18 protein-coding genes and 1 tRNA gene are annotated in these 20,391 nt (G+C 52.7%); 17 read left to right on the plus strand and 2 right to left on the minus strand.

What is annotated here, in order from left to right; genetic code table 11:
• The first annotated feature begins 25 nt into the window (after positions 1 to 25).
• The 17 genes from leuC to IEX86_RS09365 all read left to right on the plus strand — a co-directional run bounded on the left by leuC (position 26) and on the right by IEX86_RS09365 (position 18,161).
• Positions 26 to 1,450, plus strand: coding sequence for a 3-isopropylmalate dehydratase large subunit (leuC, locus tag IEX86_RS09285; protein ID WP_188865837.1), 1,425 nt, complete (start codon positions 26 to 28; stop codon positions 1,448 to 1,450).
• A 10-nt stretch (positions 1,451 to 1,460) separates the two neighbouring features.
• Positions 1,461 to 2,105, plus strand: coding sequence for a 3-isopropylmalate dehydratase small subunit (gene leuD / locus IEX86_RS09290; protein ID WP_188865838.1), 645 nt, complete (start codon positions 1,461 to 1,463; stop codon positions 2,103 to 2,105).
• Between the two features lie 10 nt (positions 2,106 to 2,115).
• Positions 2,116 to 2,880, plus strand: a complete 765-nt coding sequence (locus tag IEX86_RS09295) for a class I SAM-dependent methyltransferase (RefSeq protein ID WP_188865839.1) — start codon at positions 2,116 to 2,118, stop codon at positions 2,878 to 2,880.
• Positions 2,881 to 2,932: 52 nt separating this feature from the next.
• Positions 2,933 to 4,015 carry a 3-isopropylmalate dehydrogenase gene (gene leuB / locus IEX86_RS09300; RefSeq protein WP_188865840.1) on the plus strand — a complete coding sequence of 361 codons (1,083 nt, stop codon included), beginning with the start codon at positions 2,933 to 2,935 and terminating at the stop codon, positions 4,013 to 4,015.
• 57 nt (positions 4,016 to 4,072) lie between these two features.
• A complete protein-coding gene (asd, locus tag IEX86_RS09305; RefSeq protein WP_188865841.1) occupies positions 4,073 to 5,185 on the plus strand; it encodes an aspartate-semialdehyde dehydrogenase in 1,113 nt (370 codons plus the stop codon).
• Positions 5,186 to 5,294: 109 nt separating this feature from the next.
• A complete protein-coding gene (locus IEX86_RS09310; protein WP_188865842.1) occupies positions 5,295 to 6,305 on the plus strand; it encodes an aspartate-semialdehyde dehydrogenase in 1,011 nt (336 codons plus the stop codon).
• A gap of 132 nt (positions 6,306 to 6,437) precedes the next feature.
• The gene (locus IEX86_RS09315) at positions 6,438 to 9,209 is read left to right on the plus strand and encodes a motility hub landmark protein FimV (protein ID WP_188865843.1); all 2,772 of its coding nucleotides are present in this window, start codon (positions 6,438 to 6,440) and stop codon (positions 9,207 to 9,209) included.
• Between the two features lie 2 nt (positions 9,210 to 9,211).
• Positions 9,212 to 10,069, plus strand: coding sequence for a tRNA pseudouridine(38-40) synthase TruA (gene truA, locus IEX86_RS09320; RefSeq protein ID WP_188865844.1), 858 nt, complete (start codon positions 9,212 to 9,214; stop codon positions 10,067 to 10,069).
• A gap of 55 nt (positions 10,070 to 10,124) precedes the next feature.
• Entirely contained in the window at positions 10,125 to 10,745 is a 621-nt protein-coding gene (locus IEX86_RS09325; protein ID WP_188865845.1) for a phosphoribosylanthranilate isomerase, read from the plus strand.
• Between the two features lie 278 nt (positions 10,746 to 11,023).
• A complete protein-coding gene (accD, locus tag IEX86_RS09330; protein ID WP_188865846.1) occupies positions 11,024 to 11,893 on the plus strand; it encodes an acetyl-CoA carboxylase, carboxyltransferase subunit beta in 870 nt (289 codons plus the stop codon).
• Complete coding sequence (gene folC / locus IEX86_RS09335) at positions 11,893 to 13,179, plus strand: bifunctional tetrahydrofolate synthase/dihydrofolate synthase (RefSeq protein ID WP_188865847.1); 1,287 nt, start codon at positions 11,893 to 11,895, stop codon at positions 13,177 to 13,179. Before accD ends, folC begins: the two co-directional genes overlap by 1 nt.
• A gap of 3 nt (positions 13,180 to 13,182) precedes the next feature.
• The gene (locus IEX86_RS09340; protein ID WP_188865848.1) at positions 13,183 to 13,842 is read left to right on the plus strand and encodes an SPOR domain-containing protein; all 660 of its coding nucleotides are present in this window, start codon (positions 13,183 to 13,185) and stop codon (positions 13,840 to 13,842) included.
• 55 nt (positions 13,843 to 13,897) lie between these two features.
• Positions 13,898 to 14,437 (plus strand): CvpA family protein, encoded by a 540-nt coding sequence (locus IEX86_RS09345; protein ID WP_188865849.1) that lies wholly within the window; start codon positions 13,898 to 13,900, stop codon positions 14,435 to 14,437.
• A 53-nt stretch (positions 14,438 to 14,490) separates the two neighbouring features.
• A complete protein-coding gene (gene purF / locus IEX86_RS09350) occupies positions 14,491 to 15,996 on the plus strand; it encodes an amidophosphoribosyltransferase (RefSeq protein ID WP_188865850.1) in 1,506 nt (501 codons plus the stop codon).
• 11 nt (positions 15,997 to 16,007) lie between these two features.
• On the plus strand, positions 16,008 to 17,219 hold the full coding sequence (locus IEX86_RS09355; RefSeq protein WP_188865851.1) for an O-succinylhomoserine sulfhydrylase: 1,212 nt from the start codon (positions 16,008 to 16,010) through the stop codon (positions 17,217 to 17,219).
• 14 nt (positions 17,220 to 17,233) lie between these two features.
• On the plus strand, positions 17,234 to 17,986 hold the full coding sequence (locus IEX86_RS09360) for an SDR family oxidoreductase (RefSeq protein ID WP_188865852.1): 753 nt from the start codon (positions 17,234 to 17,236) through the stop codon (positions 17,984 to 17,986).
• A gap of 98 nt (positions 17,987 to 18,084) precedes the next feature.
• Positions 18,085 to 18,161, plus strand: a tRNA-Asp gene (locus IEX86_RS09365).
• Between the two features lie 151 nt (positions 18,162 to 18,312).
• On the opposite strand, the gene IEX86_RS09370 is transcribed toward IEX86_RS09365, so the two are convergent.
• Together IEX86_RS09370 and IEX86_RS09375 are read right to left on the minus strand one after the other, a co-directional pair.
• A complete protein-coding gene (locus tag IEX86_RS09370) occupies positions 18,313 to 19,350 on the minus strand; it encodes an AraC family transcriptional regulator (RefSeq protein WP_188865853.1) in 1,038 nt (345 codons plus the stop codon).
• Positions 19,347 to 20,342 carry a carbon-nitrogen hydrolase family protein gene (locus tag IEX86_RS09375; protein ID WP_188865854.1) on the minus strand — a complete coding sequence of 332 codons (996 nt, stop codon included), beginning with the start codon at positions 20,340 to 20,342 and terminating at the stop codon, positions 19,347 to 19,349. Before IEX86_RS09375 ends, IEX86_RS09370 begins: the two co-directional genes overlap by 4 nt.
• Positions 20,343 to 20,391 lie beyond the last annotated feature (49 nt).

Consider the following 20,391-nt stretch of genomic DNA (forward strand, 5'->3'; position numbering starts at 1 on the left):
AAACATGCCGATGAGGATGTAAGTGATGGCTGGCAAGACCCTTTACGACAAGCTCTGGGATATGCACCTGGTCAAGCAGCGCGATGATGGCTCGGCACTGCTATACATTGACCGGCATATTATTCACGAAGTGACTTCGCCTCAGGCATTTGAGGGCTTGCGTCTGGCTGGGCGTAAACCTTGGCGTCTGAGTGCCAATCTGGCAACGCCAGACCACAACGTGCCGACTACGCCAGATCGTAAGGAAGGGATTGCCTCTATCAAGGATGAGACGTCTCGCATTCAGGTTCGTACGCTCGATGAAAACTGTGATGACTTCGGGATCACGCAGTTCAAGATGAACGATGTGCGCCAAGGGATCGTGCATGTCATTGGCCCGGAACAAGGTGCCATTCTGCCGGGTATGACTGTGGTTTGTGGCGACTCGCATACCTCTACTAACGGTGCGCTTGGCGCTTTGGCTCACGGGATCGGAACGTCAGAAGTTGAGCACGTGCTTGCAACTCAGTGCCTGGTTGCCAAAAAGATGAGGAACATGCTGGTGCGCGTTGACGGTGACTTGCCGTTTGGTGTAACCGCTAAGGATATTATCCTGGCCGTAATCGGCAAGATTGGTACGGCAGGCGGCAATGGCCATGCCATTGAGTTTGCGGGTAGTGCCATTCGGGCCTTGTCCATGGAAGGACGGATGACGATCTGCAACATGTCTATCGAGGCCGGTGCGCGCGTAGGCATGGTGGCGGTCGATCAGACGACTATCGATTATGTCAAAGGACGTCCTTTTTCACCTGCGCCTGAATATTGGGATCAAGCTGTAGAGGTATGGCGTGGGCTGGTTTCTGATGATGACGCTGTATTTGACACTTTCGTCGAGCTGGATGCAGCCAAGATCAAGCCTCAGGTCAGTTGGGGAACGTCTCCTGAAATGGTGGTTGCCGTTGACCAGTCCGTTCCGGACCCAGCTCAAGAGCAGGATGCGGTAAGGCGTGGCTCCATAGAGCGTGCCTTGAAATACATGGGGCTTCAGGCTAGCCAGCCCATTACTGATATTCATCTGGATCGTGTCTTCATCGGCTCTTGCACTAATTCCCGGATCGAAGATCTTCGCGCTGCGGCTGCTGTTGCCAAAGGGCGTAAGGTGGCGGGCTCTATCAAGCAAGCCCTTGTCGTGCCTGGGTCGGGCTTGGTTAAGGCTCAAGCTGAGAAGGAAGGCTTGGATAAGGTCTTTATCGAGGCAGGTTTCGAGTGGCGTGAACCGGGCTGCTCAATGTGCCTGGCAATGAACGCGGACCGCCTCGAAAGCGGCGAGCATTGTGCCTCTACATCCAACCGTAACTTCGAAGGACGTCAGGGGGCAGGTGGCCGTACTCATCTGGTGAGCCCGGCCATGGCCGCTGCAGCGGCAATTGCTGGTCATTTCGTTGACGTTCGTGAGTTCGGCCGCGCTTAAGGAGCATTCCATGCAAGCATTTACTCAGCACACCGGCCTGGTTGCACCACTGGATCGTGCCAATGTCGATACGGATCAAATTATTCCCAAGCAGTTTCTGAAGTCCATCAAGCGGACCGGCTTCGGCCCTAACCTGTTTGATGAGTGGCGCTACCTGGATGTAGGGCAGCCCGGCCAGGACAATAGCAAACGCCCGCTTAATCCAGATTTTGTACTTAATCAGCCCCGTTATGAGGGCGCTAGTATTCTTTTGGCACGTGAGAACTTCGGGTGTGGTTCATCGCGTGAGCATGCTCCCTGGGCTTTGGACGGTTATGGCTTTCGTGCCGTGATTGCTCCAAGCTTCGCGGATATCTTTTTTAACAACAGCTTCAAGAACGGTTTATTACCAATCATCCTGCCAGAACACGAAGTAAGTGAACTCTTCGCTCAGGTTGAGTCGACAGAAGGGTATACCCTTGAAATTGATTTGGCCTCGCAGGTCGTCAAGCGTCCGGATGGCACAGTCGTTTCCTTTGAAATTGACGAGTTTCGCAAGCATTGCTTGCTTAACGGGTTAGACGATATTGGTCTTACCTTGCAGGATGCGGATGCCATAAGGGCATTTGAGAAGACGTACCGACAGGCCAATCCCTGGTTGTTCCAAAACGCATGAGGTAGGCAATATGGCTGGTGATCACGAACAAATCGTCCAAACCCAATTCGGCACAATGGCCGAGTCGTATCTAGGTAGCAATGTCCATGCTCAGGGCTCTGAACTACTTGAGATGCGCGAGCAGGTCGCCAAGCGTGAGCAGGCGAAGGTTTTGGATTTGGGGTGTGGAGCCGGCCATGTCAGCTACAACATCGCGCCTGTAGCCGGTTCAGTTGTGGCGCTGGATCTGTCCGAAGAAATGCTCGCTATTGTCAAGCGTACGGTGAGCGAGCGAGGCATTGATAATATCAGCGTCCAGCCTGGGATGGCCGAGCGTTTGCCGTTTGGGGATGCCAGTTTTGATTTCGTTCTCAGTCGATACTCTGCGCATCATTGGCGTGATATCGGCTCCGCCTTGAGCGAAGTGCGGCGGGTGCTGCGCTTTAACGGTCAGGCTGCGTTCGTGGACGTTATTTCACCTGCCAATCCTCGGCTGGACACCTATCTTCAAACGGTGGAAATCTTGCGTGATAACAGTCACGTCAGGGATTACTCCATGGCGGAATGGCTTCAGATGTTGGGTGTTGCCCGTCTAGGGGTTACCCGCTGTGTTCGTCAACGGCTGCGCTTGAATTTCCTGGAGTGGGCAGAACGGATGAATACACCTGAACCTATGCGTCAGGCTATACGCACAGTGCAGGGCCGGATTGGCCAAGAGGTACGCCATTATTTTGAAATCGACAAGGATGGCTCCTTTACCGTCGACGTGATGGTGCTTTGGGCTCAGCCTATATGATCTGAGTGGTGCTTTGCACCGCTCTTACTTTCCACTGATAAGTGAGATAACAATGAGCAAGCAGATTCTCATTCTGCCAGGCGATGGCATTGGTCCTGAAATCATGGCCGAGGCTGTTAAGGTTCTGAGTCGTGTCAACGAAATGTTCTCTTTGGATTTTGAACTGATCGAAGACGTGATTGGCGGTGCGGCCATTGATAAGCATGGCGTTCCGTTGGCTGATGAGACCCTTGAAAAGGCTCGAGCGGCAGATGCCGTTCTACTGGGTGCGGTTGGCGGCCCCAAATGGGACAAGCTTGACCGCGCTATCCGCCCTGAAAAAGGTTTGCTCAAGATTCGCTCTTCCCTAGGGCTGTTTGCCAATTTGCGTCCTGCCATTCTTTATCCGCAGCTGGCTGAAGCGTCTACGCTCAAGCCGGAAGTAGTATCCGGGCTGGATATCCTAATCGTGCGTGAGTTGACTGGTGGAATCTACTTTGGTGGTCCCCGCGGTATCCGTACGCTCGATAATGGTGAGCGTGAAGGCTTTAACACGCTTCCCTATAGCGAAAGTGAGATCCGCCGTATTGCACGGGTTAGCTTTGAAATGGCTCGCGTACGCGGCAAAAAGCTGTGTTCTGTCGACAAGGCCAATGTTATGGAATCCAGTCAGTTGTGGCGTGAGGTGGTCGAGGAAGTTGCCAGCGATTACCCAGATGTAGAGCTGAGCCATATGTATGTCGATAATGCGGCTATGCAGCTGGTGCGTGCGCCCAAGCAGTTCGATGTGATGGTTACGGATAACATGTTTGGCGACATCTTGTCGGATGAGGCTTCAATGCTGACCGGCTCGATCGGCATGCTGCCTTCAGCATCTCTGGATGCCAATAACAAAGGCATGTACGAGCCTTGTCATGGCTCGGCTCCAGATATTGCAGGTCAGGGTATTGCTAATCCTCTGGCTACAATTCTTTCCGTCTCCATGATGCTTCGCTACAGCTTCAACCAGTTAAAGGCAGCTGATGCCATTGAGCAGGCGGTAAGCCGTGTCTTGGACCAGAATTTGCGTACGGGGGACATCTGGTCTGCGGGCTGTCAAAAAGTAGGTACTCGCGAAATGGGTGAGGCAGTAGTCGCCGCGCTCGCAAGTGAGTAATCTGTACGGCCGGCCGGAGCGCTTCCGGCCGCCACTTCCAAAAAAGGTGTAGTAGCAATGAAGCGTGTAGGTTTAATCGGATGGCGCGGTATGGTGGGGTCCGTGCTCATGCAGCGTATGCTGGATGAGCGTGATTTCGACTTGATCGAGCCCGTGTTCTTTACCACCTCCAATGTAGGGGGCGAAGGTCCTTCCATTGGAAAAGATATCGCTCCGTTAAAAGATGCCTACAGCATTGAAGAACTGAAAAACCTGGACGTGATTATTACGTGTCAGGGCGGCGACTACACCAGTGAAGTTTTCCCGAAGCTACGGGAAGCTGGCTGGGATGGTTATTGGATCGATGCTGCTTCCAGCTTGCGTATGCAGGATGATGCGGTAATTGTCCTGGATCCGGTAAACCGCCGGGTGATTGATCAGGCTCTTAACGAGGGCACCAAGAATTACATTGGTGGCAATTGCACCGTTAGCCTTATGCTGATGGCGTTAGGCGGGCTGTTCGAGGCAGGCCTGGTCGAATGGATGAGTGCTATGACCTACCAGGCGGCATCGGGGGCAGGTGCTCAGAACATGCGTGAGCTGATTCGCCAGATGGGCGCAGCGCATGCAAGCGTTGCTGATGAATTGGCAGATCCTGCCAGTGCTATTCTGGATATCGATCGCAAAGTTGCCGAAACCCTGCGTGGAGAAGCTTTCCCTGTAGAGCAATTCGGTGCTCCGCTTGCAGGAAGCCTGATTCCTTGGATTGACAAGGAATTGCCTAATGGTCAGAGCCGTGAAGAGTGGAAGGGGCAAGCTGAGACAAACAAGGTTCTGGCTCGCTTTAAAAACCCGATTCCTGTCGATGGCATCTGCGTCCGTGTTGGGGCCATGCGTTGCCATAGTCAAGCATTGACCATCAAGCTTAATAAAGATGTGCCGATTTCCGACATTGAAGGCCTGATCAGTCAACACAATCCATGGGTTAAGCTTGTACCCAATCATCGTGAAATCAGCGTGCGCGAATTAACGCCTGCTGCGGTGACGGGAACGCTTAATGTGCCGGTAGGCCGTCTGCGTAAGCTGAACATGGGGTCCCGGTATCTGGGAGCCTTTACAGTAGGCGACCAGTTGTTATGGGGTGCTGCTGAGCCGCTGCGTCGTATGCTGCGCATACTGCTTGAGCGTTGATGCTTCACCCATCATTCCGCTGAGATCATGTTGCTCTATGACTCACGGTGATTGAAAGTCTTAAAGGCGGCCGCTACAGTGCCGCCTTTTTTCATTTCAGGCCATGCACATGAACACATCCCTTTCGGTCGTTGTCGTTGGTGCAACGGGCACTGTTGGCGAAGCCATAGTGACATTGTTGGAAGAGCGCAATTTCCCGCTCGCCAACCTTTATATAGCAGCGTCAGCTGACTCTGTTGGTCAGTCTATTGCCTTTCGCGGCAGAAACCTGCGCATAACGGCAGCTGACGACTTTGATTTTGGCAAGGCTCAACTTGCCTTTATGGTTACTGATGCTTCAGTTGCTGGGTCCTTGGCAGAAAAAGCATTTAAATCAGGATGTTCGGTCATTGATCTGACAGGTTCGTTGGACAGTTCGCGTGCTCCACGCGTAATGCCTGATGTCAATGCTGAGCTTATCGCTAAGCAGGAGAGGCCCTGCCTGTTGTCTGTGCCGAGTGCGCCTGCCGCCGCACTTATTAGCGCACTAGCCCCAATATGCTATCAAAGTGCCATTGAGCAAGCGACCGTCACCGCTTGTCTTGCAGCCTCTAGCCGGGGCAAGGCGGGTATCCGAGAGTTGGCGCGCCAGACAACCGAGCTGCTAAATGCGCGACCATTGGAACCACGGGTATTTGGCAAGCAGTTGGCATTCAATGTGCTAGCACAGACTGATGAACCTCGAGCCGATGGCTATACTGCACTTGAGCACAGGGTCATGGAGGAGTGCACAGAGGTATTGGGTAATAACCTTGGATTATTGGCAGTAAGCTGTATTCAGGTTCCCGTATTCTTTGGCGATAGTCTTTCGGTAACGGTTAAAACACGTGATGTATTGGCTATAAAAGATCTGAATTTGGCCTATTCTAAGCATGAAACCGTGGAATTGTTTGAGTCAGAGGAATATCCAACGGCCGTAGAGGATGCAATCGGACGTGATGAAATATTGATTGGACGCGTCAGACATAATCCAAGCGATCCACATCTAATTGAAATGTGGATCGTTTCAGATAATGTCCGGAAGGCGGCCGCGCTTAATGCCGTTCAAACGGCTGAATTATTGATAAAACATTATCTGTAAAAGATACTGATTTAAGTTAGGGCAGACTTATCAGTAAATAATTGGCTAGGCGTACCGTTTAAATTAGTCAGCCATATTGAACGGTACCTAGGTAAGCAAATCTGCTGCCGACAGAAATCATAAGGGAAAGCTATGGTTCGGGTTCGAAAATTAGTGCTAGCAATCGCGGCGGCATCCGCCTTTGCGTCAGGAGCGACGTATGGTCTTGGCCTCGGTGATATTCATTTGAATTCATCGCTGAATCAGCCATTCAATGCGGTCATTGACCTCAAGGATGTTCGCGACCTCTCAGCAGAAGAATTGCGTCCCGTTCTGGCTTCCCCTGAAGATTTCAGTAAAGCCGGCGTCGATAGAAATTATTTTCTGACCGATCTTAAATTTACGCCCGAAGTCCGTGCTGATGGGCGTAGCGTTATCCGCATTACTTCGTCCAGGCCTGTCCGTGAGCCTTACTTGAACTTCCTTCTGGAAGTGAGCTGGCCGAGCGGGCGTGTGCTTCGTGAGTACACTGTTCTATTAGACCCACCGCTTTACACGCCCCAAACGGCAGCTGCACCAGTGGCACCTGTAACAGCGCCAGCGGCACCCATGTCTCCGCGTCCAGCGGCTACCCCCGTACCCTCAAGCACAACGGGTATGCCTGTCACCATGAGCGGCGAGTATAGGACCAGCCCGAAAGATACGTTATGGGAAGTAGCTGATCGCACTCGCCCTAGCGATAACGTATCTGTACATCAGATGATGCTGGCGATTCAAGATCGCAATCCAAGTGCTTTCCTGAGCAATAACATCAACCTGATGAAGAGCGGGCAGGTTCTTCGTTTGCCTAACGATGAGCAAATCAGAGTGCGCTCACAGCGTCAGGCACTGGAAGAAGTAGCGGCTCAAAATCGTGCTTGGCGTGGTGGTCTTCAGGCGGCAGACGCTGCCAATGTTCCCGGTTCTCCTCGGCAGATCGATGCTACCAACAAGCAAGGTCCTGCGAATGAGCCTGTTACAGCGGAGCAGCAGGATAATCTGCGCCTGCTTTCCGGCCAGCAGGGAAAATCAGCTTCTGGTAGCGATCAGGGAAACAGCGGCACCAATCAGGCTCTAGCTGACAAGCTATCAGTGACGCAGGAAAGCCTAGACTCGACTCGTCGTGAAAACGAAGAGCTGAAGAGTCGCATGGGCGATCTGCAAAGCCAACTAGACAAATTACAAAAGCTGATGCAGCTCAAAGATGCTCAGCTAGCACAGTTGCAGGCTTCGGCTGCTAATCAAGGCGCTACACCAGAGCCTGCAGAGGCTCCGGCTCCAGTAATTACTCCGCCAGCTGCAGCTCCAGAGGGCGAGCCTGCTCAACCTGTAGTTGAGCAGAATATGCCTGAGCAAGTGGATGCTGTGCCTCCCACTATGCCAGAAGATACTGCGCCAGAGGCAACGGGTGATAAGGCCGAACCAGCCGAAGAGCCGGCTACTCCCTCCGCTGCGCCGGCCATGCCTGCCACTGCGGCCCCGGCTCAGCCTGCTGAATCAGCTGAAGAGCCATCGAGTTTCCTTGATCAGATATTTGGAAACTCGTTGTGGTTAGGCGTAATTGGCGGTAGTGCGCTGCTGGCCCTGCTTGTTCTTCTTATGGTCATTTCCCGTCGAAATGCCATGCGTGAAGCCGAGCGTGAAGCGGCGCTGGAGGAAGAACAGTCAATCGGGGCTTATCGTGTCGACCCTGACATCCATGAAAGCAGTCTGGATGGCTTGGATATAAGTGATCTGTCCGAAAATAATCTGGATCATCAAAATGCTGATGCCAAGCAGGCTTCTGATGCACTAGGTCAAGCCGATATCTATATGGCCTACGGACGCTTCAATCAAGCTGCTGATGTTCTGCAGAAGGCCAGCGATGAGGAGCCGCATCGTACTGATCTGCGTTTGAAGCTTATGGAAGTGTACGCCGAGATGGGTGACCGTGATGGTTTCATCCGCCAGGAAGATGAACTGCGCGAGATTGGCGGTTCTCAGACTGAGGTAGAGCAGCTTAAGTCCCGTTACCCAGCAATGGCTGCTGCCGCTGCGGCAACGGTGCTAGGTGCTGCAGCTCTGGCTGCTGCACATGAGGTCAGTGAGTCTGAGGAGCATCGTCTTGACGAGCCCGCTAGTGCTGAAAAGCTGGATGATGATTTCGATCTGAACTTCGATGATTTCAAGCTGGATGAGACCGAAGAGCCGGAAGTAGTGCGTGAGGAGGCAAATACCTTCGATTTCACGGCAGAAGAGACAACCGCTCAAGCTACCAAGGATGACGACTTTGACTTCAACTTCGATCTTTCAAGTGATTCGGATCGTCCGGTAACTGAACATACGGCCCTGAATGATGAGTTCTCGCTTGATTTGAACGATTCGGAGCATAACGCTACGTCTGTCGCTTCTAATGAGCCTGCTGTTCATGCTCCAGAGGATGACTTCAGCCTTGATTTGCCTGAGAGCGAAACCAAGTCTTCAGATATAAATGATCTGTCCGATGATTTTGATCTTTCTGTTGATGAGGCTGAGCCAGTAGCTGACCGTGAGGCTGATGAAGTAGTGACTCCACAGGAGCATAGCTTCGAGGCTGAGCTTCAGCGTGCCAATGCTGATCTTGAAAACGTCGATTCTGAGGCTCGGGAAGAGGTTGCGGCTGAAGAGCGCAAAGATGAAAATGTTGCCGACTTTGGCAGTTTCTCTGCTGATAATGGCTCTAGCCTTGATGACGATTTCGACTTCCTCTCCGGTGAAGATGAGACGGCAACCAAGCTGGATCTGGCGCGTGCCTATATCGATATGGGCGACGCAGATGGAGCAAAAGATATCCTTGATGAGATTTTGGCTGAAGGTAGTGATGCCCAGCGTAATGAAGCTCGCGAGATGTTGGCCCAGTTGAGTTAAGTATGATTGAGAGTGTTAACACAGCGGCAGCCGAGGAGGCTGCCGCTGGCGTTTCAAGGATAGCCCTTGGCGTAGAATATATGGGAGCGCGTTACCGCGGCTGGCAAAGGCAGCAGGCTGGCGTTTCGTCAGTTCAGGAAACGCTTGAAAAAGCATTGAGTCGCGTGGCTGCTCAGCCCGTAACGCTTTCCTGTGCAGGCCGTACAGACGCAGCCGTACATGCTAGCGGTCAGGTTGTGCATTTCGACACCTGTGTTGACCGTCCGCTTCATGCATGGGTACTGGGGGCAAATGCCAATCTGCCTAAAGACATCAGTGTCACATGGGCCAAACCTATGCCCAGACATTTTGATGCACGTTTTTCGGCGATTGCACGTCGATATCGCTATGTGATTTACAACGATCCTATTCGTCCGGCGCATTTGGCAGAACAGGTTACCTGGAATCACCGGCCACTGGATGTCGAGCGAATGCAAAGAGCTGCTTCGGTGCTGGTAGGAACGCACGATTTTACATCGTTTCGTGCACAACAATGCCAGGCCAAGTCACCCGTTAAAACTGTACATCATTTGCAAGTACAGGTTTTTGGCTGCTTTATTGTTCTCGATATCAGGGCGAGTGCCTTTTTACACCATATGGTACGAAACATAGCTGGCGTATTGATGACGATTGGGGCTGGCGAACGTTCTGTGGAATGGGCTGCTCAGGTGTTGCATGCACGTGATCGCAAGGCCGGAGGCGTGACAGCTCACCCGTATGGACTGTATCTGGTCAGGGTTGAATACCCCGAGGAATTCGACTTGCCCGATCGCTACCTGGGGCCGCATTTTCTGTCAGCCTTGCCTGATATAGCGAACTGACTAAGTTTCTGCCTTCTGATACCATCGTCTGATTTTTCAGTATGGGTGAGAAGACGTGTCAGCGGTCCGCGTGAAAATCTGTGGAATCACCTGCGTCGAGGATGCATTGGCTGCCGCTCATGCGGGAGCCGATGCTATCGGGCTCGTCTTTTATCAAAAAAGCCCCCGTTCTGTATCGGTTGCTCAAGCCAAACGCATCATTTCAGCACTGCCTCCGTTTGTGACAACGGTAGGGCTTTTCGTGGATGCGTCCCGCTGCGAAATTGACGAAACGCTGGATGCTTTGCCGCTTGATCTACTGCAGTTTCATGGTGACGAGACGGCTGCCGAATGCTCGCGATATCGGCGCCCTTACATGAAAGCCCTAAGGATGAAGCCGGGCGAGGATATTGCTGCCCGCTGTCATGAATACGCCAGTGCAAGCGCTATCTTGCTCGACACTTATGTGCAGGGTATTCCGGGGGGGACAGGGCAGGCATTCGATTGGGCTCAGGTTCCACAGGGGCTATGTAAACCCATTGTGTTGGCAGGAGGATTGGCAGTTGAAAATGTCGCCAATGCTATCGCCAGAGTGCGTCCTTATGCTGTCGATGTCAGCGGAGGGGTAGAAGCCTCCAAAGGCATAAAGGATCACGAAAAAGTTCGTGCATTCATTGATGCTGTAAGGCGTGGCTGATGTTGAGGCGGCTACGTGAGACCATGTGACGACAACCGGACTAGGACCGTCAACAGGCTAGATTAGGCCCGAACTCAGTTTGGGTCATCATTGATTTTCTACCCAATGATTAAGGGTAGGGGTTAGGTTGGGCTAATCCGTTAGGGTAGAGCCTGGGTGGGTCGTTGAGTTAAGCATGTTGCTTAATCTCCGCCTGCCATTAATTCATAATTCGCTCAGGGATTGTGTTTCGAGCTAAAGCTCGATACATGCGAGCCCATGCAAGTGGAGAGTAATGCATGAGCAATTGGCTGGTAGATAAACTGATTCCTTCGATCATGCGTTCCGAAGTGAAACGCAGTTCTGTACCTGAAGGGCTTTGGCATAAGTGTCCTTCTTGCGAGTCGGTGCTTTACCGCCCGGAGCTGGAAAAGAACCTTGATGTCTGCATGAAATGTGGTCATCACATGCGTATCAATGCCCGCCGTCGTCTGGATATCTTTTTGGATGCCGAGGGTCGCGAAGAGTTGGGTGCTGAGCTTGAGCCTGTTGATCGCCTCAAGTTTCGAGATAGCAAGAAATATAAAGATCGCCTGGTAGCCGCTCAAAAAGAGACGGGTGAAAAGGATGCTCTGATTGCCATGACGGGTTCGCTGATGGGTATGCCCGTTGCAGTCTGTGCATTTGAGTTCTCATTCATGGGTGGCTCCATGGGCGCTGTGGTAGGTGAGCGCTTTGTACGTGCAGCCAATGCGGCGCTTGAGCAGCGCTGTCCGCTCATTTGCTTCTCGGCATCGGGTGGTGCTCGCATGCAAGAAGCCTTGATTTCTCTAATGCAGATGGCCAAAACCTCCGCCGTATTGGCGCACCTGCGTGAGGAAGGTATTCCGTTCATTTCTGTATTAACAGACCCTGTTTATGGCGGTGTTTCGGCTAGTTTGGCCATGCTGGGTGATGTGATTGTTGCTGAGCCCAAGGCGCTTATTGGCTTCGCAGGCCCTCGGGTTATTGAACAGACGGTACGCGAAAAGCTTCCAGAAGGTTTCCAGCGTAGTGAGTTCCTGCTTGAGCATGGTGCGGTAGATATCATTGTGCCGCGTGCAGAGCTGCGCACTCGTCTTGCCAAGTTACTGGCTACCCTACAAAACGTTCCTAGCCCGGCAGCCTGATGAATAACAAGTCCCTGGCCGATTGGCTGAGTTACCTGGAACAATTGCATCCTACTGCCATTGATATGGGGTTGGACCGCTCACGCAAGGTGGCTCAGGCGCTTGCGCTGGGGCGCTTGGCCCCCCGCGTCGTTACTGTGACGGGGACAAATGGTAAGGGATCAACCTGTGCGTTCCTGGCTCGATTGTTAGGTGCGTCAGGGTTGCGCGTTGGTGTTTACAGCTCGCCTCACTTACTGCGCTATAACGAGCGTGTTTCCATTGATGGGCAAGAGGTTGATGACCAGGCGTTGTGTGAGGCGTTTGCTGCCGTTGAGGCTGCGCGTGGAGAGACCTCACTAACGTATTTCGAGATGGGCACGCTTGCGGCCTTTTGGTTGTTTGCGCGTGCCAGGCTTGATGTGGTCGTTTTGGAAGTTGGTCTTGGTGGTCGTCTGGATGCGGTTAACCTGATCGATGCCGATCTTGCTCTTGTAACGAGTATCGGCCTGGATCATGCGGAGTGGCTGGGGAATACTCGAGAAAGCGTAGCGTTTGAAAAAGCAGGTATTTTCCGTCCAGGAAAGCCTGCCTTATGCGGTGATCTTGATCCGCCGGCTCCGTTGTTTGAGCAGGCTAGCCGCTTAGGTACTCCATTGTTGTGCCGGGGTAAGGACTTCGATCTCCTCATGGAGCCAAACAGCTGGTTTTGGAAGGGTATCGCCGCCAATGGTGATGTTTTGACATTGCCAGGTATTCCGTTCCTGGACCTCCCTATGGAAAACGCTGCGCTGGCTCTGCAGGCGTATGCGCTGCTCGATATCGAATGGGTGCCCGAGAAGATAGTCCAGGCACTTGTTGACACGCATGTAACGGGGCGGCTAGATCGCCGTCCAGTACGTGTTGGTCACAAGCAGGTGCACTTGCTACTGGATGTAGGCCATAACCCTCATGCGGTGGAATATCTGGCCAGGCGATTGTCGGTGCGTCCGCCCAGAGGGCGGCGATTGGCTGTGTTTGGTTTGCTTTCCGATAAGGATCTGCAGGGAGTTATTGCGCCGCTGCTTCCACTGGTTAGCGAGTGGTTTGTGGCTGAACTACCAACGCCTAGAAGCCGTGCTGCGCAAGAGTTGGCTGTAGAGCTGCATAACCAAGGGCAGACCGTACAGTGTTGCGACAATATCATGGGTGCATTGAGCGCAGCGGTTGAAAGTGCTACAGAGGACGATGAAATCGTGGTGCTGGGGTCTTTCTACAGTGTGGCAGAGGCGCTAGGCTGGTTGCACAGTCACGCAGGAGGAAAATAAGGAATGGATCGAGTGCTCAAGCAGCGTATCGTTGGGGCATTGGTGCTACTTGCTCTGGCCATTGTATTCATACCAATGCTTTTTACTCGCCAGGATGAAGCTCGCCAGGTTGTTGTCGAGCCTGCACCTCAGCCCCAGACTCCAGCTATGCCGGAGGTTGCTGTAAAGCCGGTAGAAACACCAGAGGTCATACCTGATAAAGCTGAGAGTGCTTCTTCGCTACCCAGCGCGCCTATAACGGCCGTGCCGGAGATATCCAATTCAGATGCGCCTGTTGCTCAGGCCTCACAGCCATCTGCTCCTGCCTCTCAATCCAATACGCCAGCTGTAGCACAGGCACCACAGGCCAAACCTGCTCCAGCGACACCACCTGCGCAGCCAGCTCCAGCCGCTCAGCCAGAAAAGCGTTTGGATACTAATGATTTACCTGTCAGTTGGTCAGTGCAGTTAGCCAGTCTTTCCAACAAGGCCCGCGCAAACGAGCTGCAAAATACGCTGCGTAGCCAGGGCTACAATGCCTATGTGCGTAGCGTCGACGGGATGAATCGTGTATTTGTAGGTCCTGTGGTTGATCGAGGAGAGGCCGACCGTTTGCGCGATCAATTAAGTCGCCAGCAGAAGGTAAATGGCTTTGTAGTGCGTTTCCAGCCGGAACGCGGTTAACCAAATCGAAAGGCTCTGCTAATATGCAGGGCCTTTTTTAGTTGTGGGTCTCACCGTGGGCTTCACTTGGGCGGATTGGGCGATCGTAGGCGTTATCGCCATTTCCAGTTTGATTAGCTTGAAGCGTGGCTTTGTAAAGGAAGCACTTTCATTGCTGACATGGATAGTGGCAGGTGCTATTGCATGGCTGTTCGGCGGTGCGCTATCTCAATATTTCAATGACTATATCCAGATTCCTTCAGGGCGTATCATTGCTGCGTGCGCGTTGTTGTTCATTGCTACGTTGATGGTAGGGGCTCTGGTCAATTTCCTTCTGGGAGAGTTGATCCGGGTTACCGGACTATCAGGTACTGACCGTTTTCTTGGAATGGCTTTCGGAGCCGCGCGTGGCGGTCTGCTGATCGTCGTACTGGTAGGGCTTCTGAGCCTTGCTCCGGTACAGCAGGATCCCTGGTGGCAGCAGTCTGTATTACTGCCCCATTTTCTTTTGGTAGCTGACTGGTCTAAGAACTTCATGTTGGGGTTCGCAGGAAACTGGATGACTCAGGCAGCCGTACCACACACGCTTAATGGGCTGGGTGGCATTACCAAATAAACGATGCGTTGACGCATCCAATCGAACTAGTCTTAACAGTGGGGTTCCGTCACATGTGTGGCATCGTTGGCATTGTGGGCAAATCAAACGTCAACCAGGCGTTATATGACGCGCTCACCGTCCTACAACATCGTGGCCAGGATGCAGCTGGCATAGTGACCAGTCTGGACGGAAAGCTGTACCTGCGTAAGGACAACGGACTGGTTCGGGATGTGTTTCAGCAGCGGCATATGCAGCGCCTGGTTGGAAACATCGGTATTGGCCACGTTCGTTATCCAACCGCCGGCAGCTCATCTTCCGCTGAGGCGCAGCCGTTTTACGTAAACTCACCTTACGGTATTACGTTAGCCCATAACGGCAACTTGACCAATGTGACGCAACTTTCTCAAGAAATTTATGAGTCAGATCTGCGCCATGTAAATACCAACTCTGACTCGGAAGTGCTGCTCAACGTTTTTGCGCATGAGCTGGCTGTGCGTAACAAATTGCAGCCTACGGAGGATGACGTATTTGCGGCCGTCTCCGGTGTACACGAACGCTGCCGGGGTGGATATGCCGTCATTGCCATGATTACCGGTTATGGCATGGTCGGTTTCCGCGATCCTAACGCTATTCGCCCTATTGTATTCGGCCAGCGTCATACCGAAAAAGGCGTCGAGTACATGGTCGCCTCGGAAAGCGTATCGCTAGACGTCTTGGGCTTTACCCTCATTCGTGACCTTGCCCCGGGCGAGGCGGTTTACATCACCGAAGACGGTCGCTTGTTTACTCGCCAGTGCGCGGCGAACCCCAAGTATGCGCCATGCATTTTCGAGCACGTCTACCTGGCTCGCCCGGACTCCATCATCGACGGCATTTCTGTTTACAAGGCGCGGCTGCGCATGGGTGAAAAGCTTGCCGAGAAGATTCAGCGGGAGCGTCCAGATCATGGTATTGATGTAGTCATCCCGATTCCGGATACCAGTCGTACAGCCGCACTTGAGTTGGCGAATCATTTAGGCGTCAAGTTCCGCGAGGGCTTCGTCAAGAATCGCTATATTGGGCGCACGTTCATCATGCCAGGCCAGGCAGCGCGGAAGAAATCAGTCCGCCAGAAGCTAAATGCCATTGAGCTGGAGTTTCGTGGCAAGAATGTCATGTTGGTTGATGATTCCATTGTTCGGGGTACGACCTGCAAGCAAATCATTCAGATGGCCCGTGAAGCTGGCGCAAAGAATGTGTATTTCTGCTCTGCAGCACCTGCGGTGCGGTACCCCAATGTCTATGGCATCGATATGCCAAGCGTCCATGAACTGATTGCACACGGTCGCTCCACGGAGGACGTTGCCCGGTTGATTGGTACGGACTGGCTTATCTATCAGGATCTCAATGATCTGGTTGATGCGGTGCGTGGGGGGAATCCGAGTATCGAAAACTTCGACTGCGCAGTATTTGATGGTCAGTACATCACCGGTGATGTTGATGAAGCCTACCTGCTCAATATTGAGCAGGCTCGTAATGATGCAGCTAAAACTACAGCGCATACGGTAAACGCTATCATCGACCTATATAACGACTGAGGAGCTTTTACATGAGCCATGATTGGGACTCTGGGCGGCTTGATAGCGACCTGGACGGTGTGGGTTTCGATACCCTGGCTGTTCGTGCAGGCTATAACCGCTCACCTGAGGGTGAGCATGGCGAAGCGTTATTTTTAACATCGAGCTATGTATTTCGTAGCGCAGCCGATGCGGCAAAGCGTTTCGCAGGCGAAGTGCCGGGTAACGTTTACTCGCGCTACACCAATCCTACTGTGCGTACCTTCGAAACACGAATTGCGGCTCTTGAAGGTGCAGAGCAGGCTGTGGCGACTGCTTCTGGGATGTCCGCCATTCTGGCTCTGGTAATGAGCCTGTGCAGTGCCGGTGACCATGTGTTGGTCTCGCGTAGTGTGTTTGGCTCTACCATCAGCTTGTTTGAAAAGTATTTAAAGCGCTTTGGTGTAGAGGTGGATTATCCACCGTTATCAGAGGTTGAGGCCTGGCGTACGGCCTGCAAGACAAATACCAAGCTGTTCTTTGTCGAGTCGCCCTCTAACCCACTTGCTGAGCTGGTTGATATCTCGGCACTCGCTGAGGTCGCTCATGCTCAAGGCGCGCTGCTGGCAGTTGATAATTGTTTCTGTACGCCTGTGCTGCAGCAGCCGCTAGCATTAGGGGCTGATATCGTAGTGCATTCGGCCACCAAGTATATCGATGGCCAGGGCCGTAGTATGGGAGGGGTAGTGGCAGGTCGTGCCGAGCACATGAAGGAGCTGGTAGGGTTCCTGCGTACGGCTGGTCCAACGCTAAGTCCCTTCAATGCATGGTTATTCCTTAAAGGGCTCGAAACCCTGAAGATTCGAATGCAAGCGCATAGCCAGTCAGCAATGGAGCTGGCGCGTTGGCTAGAGGTGCAGCCGGGAGTTGAGCGAGTCTTCTACGCTGGTTTGGAAAGTCATCCGCAGCATGAACTCGCCAAGCGGCAGCAAAGTGGCTTTGGTGCAGTGGTCAGTTTTGAAGTAGCTGGTGGTAAGGAAGCCGCATGGCGTGTTATTGATGCCACGCGAATGATCTCCATCACCACTAATCTAGGCGATACCAAAACTACTATTGCGCATCCTGCCACGACCTCTCATGGCCGGTTATCGGCAGCAGAGCGGGCCAATGCCGGTATTAGCGATAGCTTGATTCGTATTGCCGTTGGTCTTGAAGATATTGAAGACATCAAGACGGATTTGGCTCGAGGCATAGCAGCGTTGTGAGTGAGGCATATCAAATGTTGACCGGTAGCAAGGTAGCGCTGGTTACAGGGGCAGTGCGTGGTATTGGGCTAGGTATTTCGGCTTGGCTCGTTACCGAAGGATGGCAAGTGGTTCTGGTTGATATCGATCGTAGCCGCGGTGCGCGTGTGGCACAGGCCCTAGGTGATCGTGCCTGGTTCATGGAAATGGACGTGGCGAGCGAAAGTCAGGTGGAGGCCGTTATTGCTGAAGTGGTTGGTCAGTTTGGCCGGCTGGATCTGCTAGTCAATAATGCTGGCCTGGCTGATCCTCATAATGGTCCGCTGGAAGCGCTGACGTTGGCCCACTGGAACCAAGTGCTGTCGGTTAATCTGACAGGCGCCATGCTGACGGCAAAGTACGCCGCTCCTTATCTCCGTGCCAATCGTGGTTCTATCGTCAATGTAGCATCGACACGGGCGCAACAGTCAGAGGTCTCTACTGAGGCCTATGCAGCCAGCAAGGGAGGTCTGATTGCGCTGACTCATTCATTGGCTATCAGTCTTGGACCCGATATTCGTGTCAATGCCGTTAGCCCTGGTTGGATTGATTCCCGGGACCCCTCCCTGCGACAGGCAGAGCCATTGACCGAGTTGGATCATGAACAGCACCCTGTAGGGCGGGTAGGTACCGTGGAGGATGTAGCGGGGCTGGTGGCTTGGCTTGCATCGGAGGAGGCCGAGTTTGTTACGGGTCAAGAATTCACTCTTGATGGCGGTATGACTAAAAAAATGATTTATTTAGATTAATTGTTAAAAAAGTCTTGACGGATCAAAGAGGTATGCGCAAAATGCGCGCCATCCAAGAGGGTGACCTCTTGATTCTCTCGGGCTTTGGCCCGACCGACGCAGCGGTAGTTCAGTCGGTTAGAATACCGGCCTGTCACGCCGGGGGTCGCGGGTTCGAGTCCCGTCCGCTGCGCCATTTTAATTTGTATATCTCTTTAATATCCTTGCCTGAAATTTTTCAGATTGAAATAATCTCGCGCACGGATACTTATCTAAAAGCTTACTTGGTGTTGTTACTGCTAAATTCAAAGTTTGGCTAGTAGATGATGCTAGAGAGCTCTTGCATGCTAACCTTCTTTGCGAATAGCTTTGCGGAAGTCTCCTGGCGTCAGAAGTGTCCAGCGTTTGAAGGCCCGTTGAAACGCTGCCGCAGAAGCAAAGCCAAGCACGTAAGCTACCTCTCCAAAGCTTAGGTCTGTATCACGGATATAGCTTATAGCGAGCTCCCTGCGCGTATCATTCAAGATATCCAGATAACGTGTTCCCTCATCTGCCAATTTTCGCCGTAACGTCCAGGCGGGCATTTGCAGACGTCTGGCAATCTCCTCAAGCGAGGGCTCTCCGTTTTTCAGCAGCGGACCGAGCATTGCTACGATACGTTCAGTCAAGCTATGCAGCCGTGTAAGGTGTAGTAACTCAGTCTTGCAGATATCCAAAAGCGATTTCCACGTTCCTGGGAAGTAGCTCAAACCTGGAAGCGCTAGTGTTTCAGCATCCAGTAGGAGCGCGTTGGTTTCTGCGCCAAACTCCACTGCACAGCCAAAGAGAGCTTCATAGGGCGCAGTAGTGGCAGGGCGCGGATACTCGATCAGAACCCTCTCAGGTGTTATAGGCTTCCCGGTTATATGGCTTAGCATGCAGATCCAGCCAGAAAGCACCTGGTCTATCACGAAGCGGTTATAGTCGTTATAAGGGCTGATAGAGTAAAAGTGCAGCCAGGCATGGCTTTCTTGCCTCTCGAAGCGAGACTGTCCGCGGTAGTTGCTGCCATATAGCGGTTCATAATCCAGTAGGGTGCGAGCGGCTTCTCCCAGCGTAGGTGCATGTAGGCTAGCTATGCCAGCAAGGCCCAGATAAACAGGCAGGCTCTGTTGGCCAATAGCCAGTCCCAGAGCAGGTTCTTGGGTAAGCTGAATCGCAGCATGCCCTAGCCTCATATACCGGGGAATGGACAGTCGTGCATTAGGCGTTGCAAATGTCGAGTTATCAATGCCGAAGCGGAGCATTAGCGCTTGAGGGTCATGGCCTTTAGTACGTACTGCATTGGCTAATGCATAAACGAATCCGACCGATAAATCACCCAGGCGCAAACGCTTTCGATTCATAGCCAGAGATTTAACAATTTGGCACCGCCGTGAGGGGTGTCTAACGGCGTGAGAGTCGGTTGCTCTTTAAGCATGAGCTTACTCTGAGAGGTTGAGCGAACCCCCCACACATGGCCGTTGGCGAATACCTGAACGCCAGCCTTTGCGCTCGTGGCTTGAAGTGCCTGGCTTATGTCCAGCGTACTGCGCTCATTCAGGGCGGGTATAGCCAGAATGTCAGTCTTTACGGGTGCTTGCGTATTGAGAGCATCGGTACCTAGAACGATTCCTAGTTTTCCTGCCGCTGTTTCAAGAACCTGTGGCGTTGTCGCGTGATGCTCATTGGCTGATAACCACGGGCTGCGATAGGGTTTTGCCAGGGGGTAACCATCTCGGCCAAAAACCAGACAAGTGTTGTAAAGCTTGCCTGTGCCAACCTGCAGCAGGCCTTCCTTCAAGCGAGGGGAGGGCAGAAGGATCGAACCGGCCACCACTGTAACTGAAAACTGACGAGCCAAACCGCCGAACAGGACCTGATAATTTCCTGCCATGTCCCACGCCTTCATTCTTAGCAAGGCTTCATCGAATCGGTGGTCACTCTTGGATGTAAGCCAGGCACGGGCAAACTTAACTGGGTTGCTAAAGGCTAGCCACCGGCGAGCTTCGTCGAGTTGAGAGGTGTTATAAACAATGGACTTCTCGCCGGTGAGCATCAGCCCTGTGCCAATATGCTCTGGGAATACCACAATCGTTTTGTCATTCAGCAGACCCTCCTGCTGCGCTTTGACAAGATAGCTTTCAAGTTTCAGGCGCAGGCGTTCAGGCGTCTGGTAGTCCAGCGTAAACAGCTCTGGCTGAATCGCCAGCAGGTTGCCATGGCCCCTGGCTTCGCCTGCATTGATGGCGATTTCGCTACGCAAGTCCGATAAGTAGTGAAATGTCGGACGCTGGGCTATCCACCCTGCTACCGCAGCGAAAATGCAGATAATGAATAAAAATACAAACTTGCGCATTAAAGCTCCGCATTGAGCCAGGCGTGCCTTGAGGCTTAAGCACTCTGGC

This window comes from Pseudomonas asuensis (assembly GCF_014646755.1).
Taxonomy (GTDB): Bacteria; Pseudomonadota; Gammaproteobacteria; order Pseudomonadales; family Pseudomonadaceae; genus Chryseomonas; species Chryseomonas asuensis.

Bases quoted from the DNA above. Each gene is read 5' to 3' on its own strand.
- IEX86_RS09375 (WP_188865854.1), bottom strand. From the start codon at position 20,342: ATGCGCAAGTTTGTATTTTTATTCATTATCTGCATTTTCGCTGCGGTA.
- IEX86_RS09310 (WP_188865842.1), top strand. From the start codon at position 5,295: ATGAACACATCCCTTTCGGTCGTTGTCGTTGGTGCAACGGGCACTGTT.
- leuB (WP_188865840.1), top strand. From the start codon at position 2,933: ATGAGCAAGCAGATTCTCATTCTGCCAGGCGATGGCATTGGTCCTGAA.
- IEX86_RS09370 (WP_188865853.1), bottom strand. From the start codon at position 19,350: ATGAATCGAAAGCGTTTGCGCCTGGGTGATTTATCGGTCGGATTCGTT.
- asd (WP_188865841.1), top strand. From the start codon at position 4,073: ATGAAGCGTGTAGGTTTAATCGGATGGCGCGGTATGGTGGGGTCCGTG.
- accD (WP_188865846.1), top strand. From the start codon at position 11,024: ATGAGCAATTGGCTGGTAGATAAACTGATTCCTTCGATCATGCGTTCC.
- truA (WP_188865844.1), top strand. From the start codon at position 9,212: ATGATTGAGAGTGTTAACACAGCGGCAGCCGAGGAGGCTGCCGCTGGC.
- leuD (WP_188865838.1), top strand. From the start codon at position 1,461: ATGCAAGCATTTACTCAGCACACCGGCCTGGTTGCACCACTGGATCGT.
- IEX86_RS09315 (WP_188865843.1), top strand. From the start codon at position 6,438: ATGGTTCGGGTTCGAAAATTAGTGCTAGCAATCGCGGCGGCATCCGCC.
- IEX86_RS09355 (WP_188865851.1), top strand. From the start codon at position 16,008: ATGAGCCATGATTGGGACTCTGGGCGGCTTGATAGCGACCTGGACGGT.
- folC (WP_188865847.1), top strand. From the start codon at position 11,893: ATGAATAACAAGTCCCTGGCCGATTGGCTGAGTTACCTGGAACAATTG.
- IEX86_RS09360 (WP_188865852.1), top strand. From the start codon at position 17,234: ATGTTGACCGGTAGCAAGGTAGCGCTGGTTACAGGGGCAGTGCGTGGT.
- purF (WP_188865850.1), top strand. From the start codon at position 14,491: ATGTGTGGCATCGTTGGCATTGTGGGCAAATCAAACGTCAACCAGGCG.
- IEX86_RS09295 (WP_188865839.1), top strand. From the start codon at position 2,116: ATGGCTGGTGATCACGAACAAATCGTCCAAACCCAATTCGGCACAATG.
- IEX86_RS09340 (WP_188865848.1), top strand. From the start codon at position 13,183: ATGGATCGAGTGCTCAAGCAGCGTATCGTTGGGGCATTGGTGCTACTT.
- leuC (WP_188865837.1), top strand. From the start codon at position 26: ATGGCTGGCAAGACCCTTTACGACAAGCTCTGGGATATGCACCTGGTC.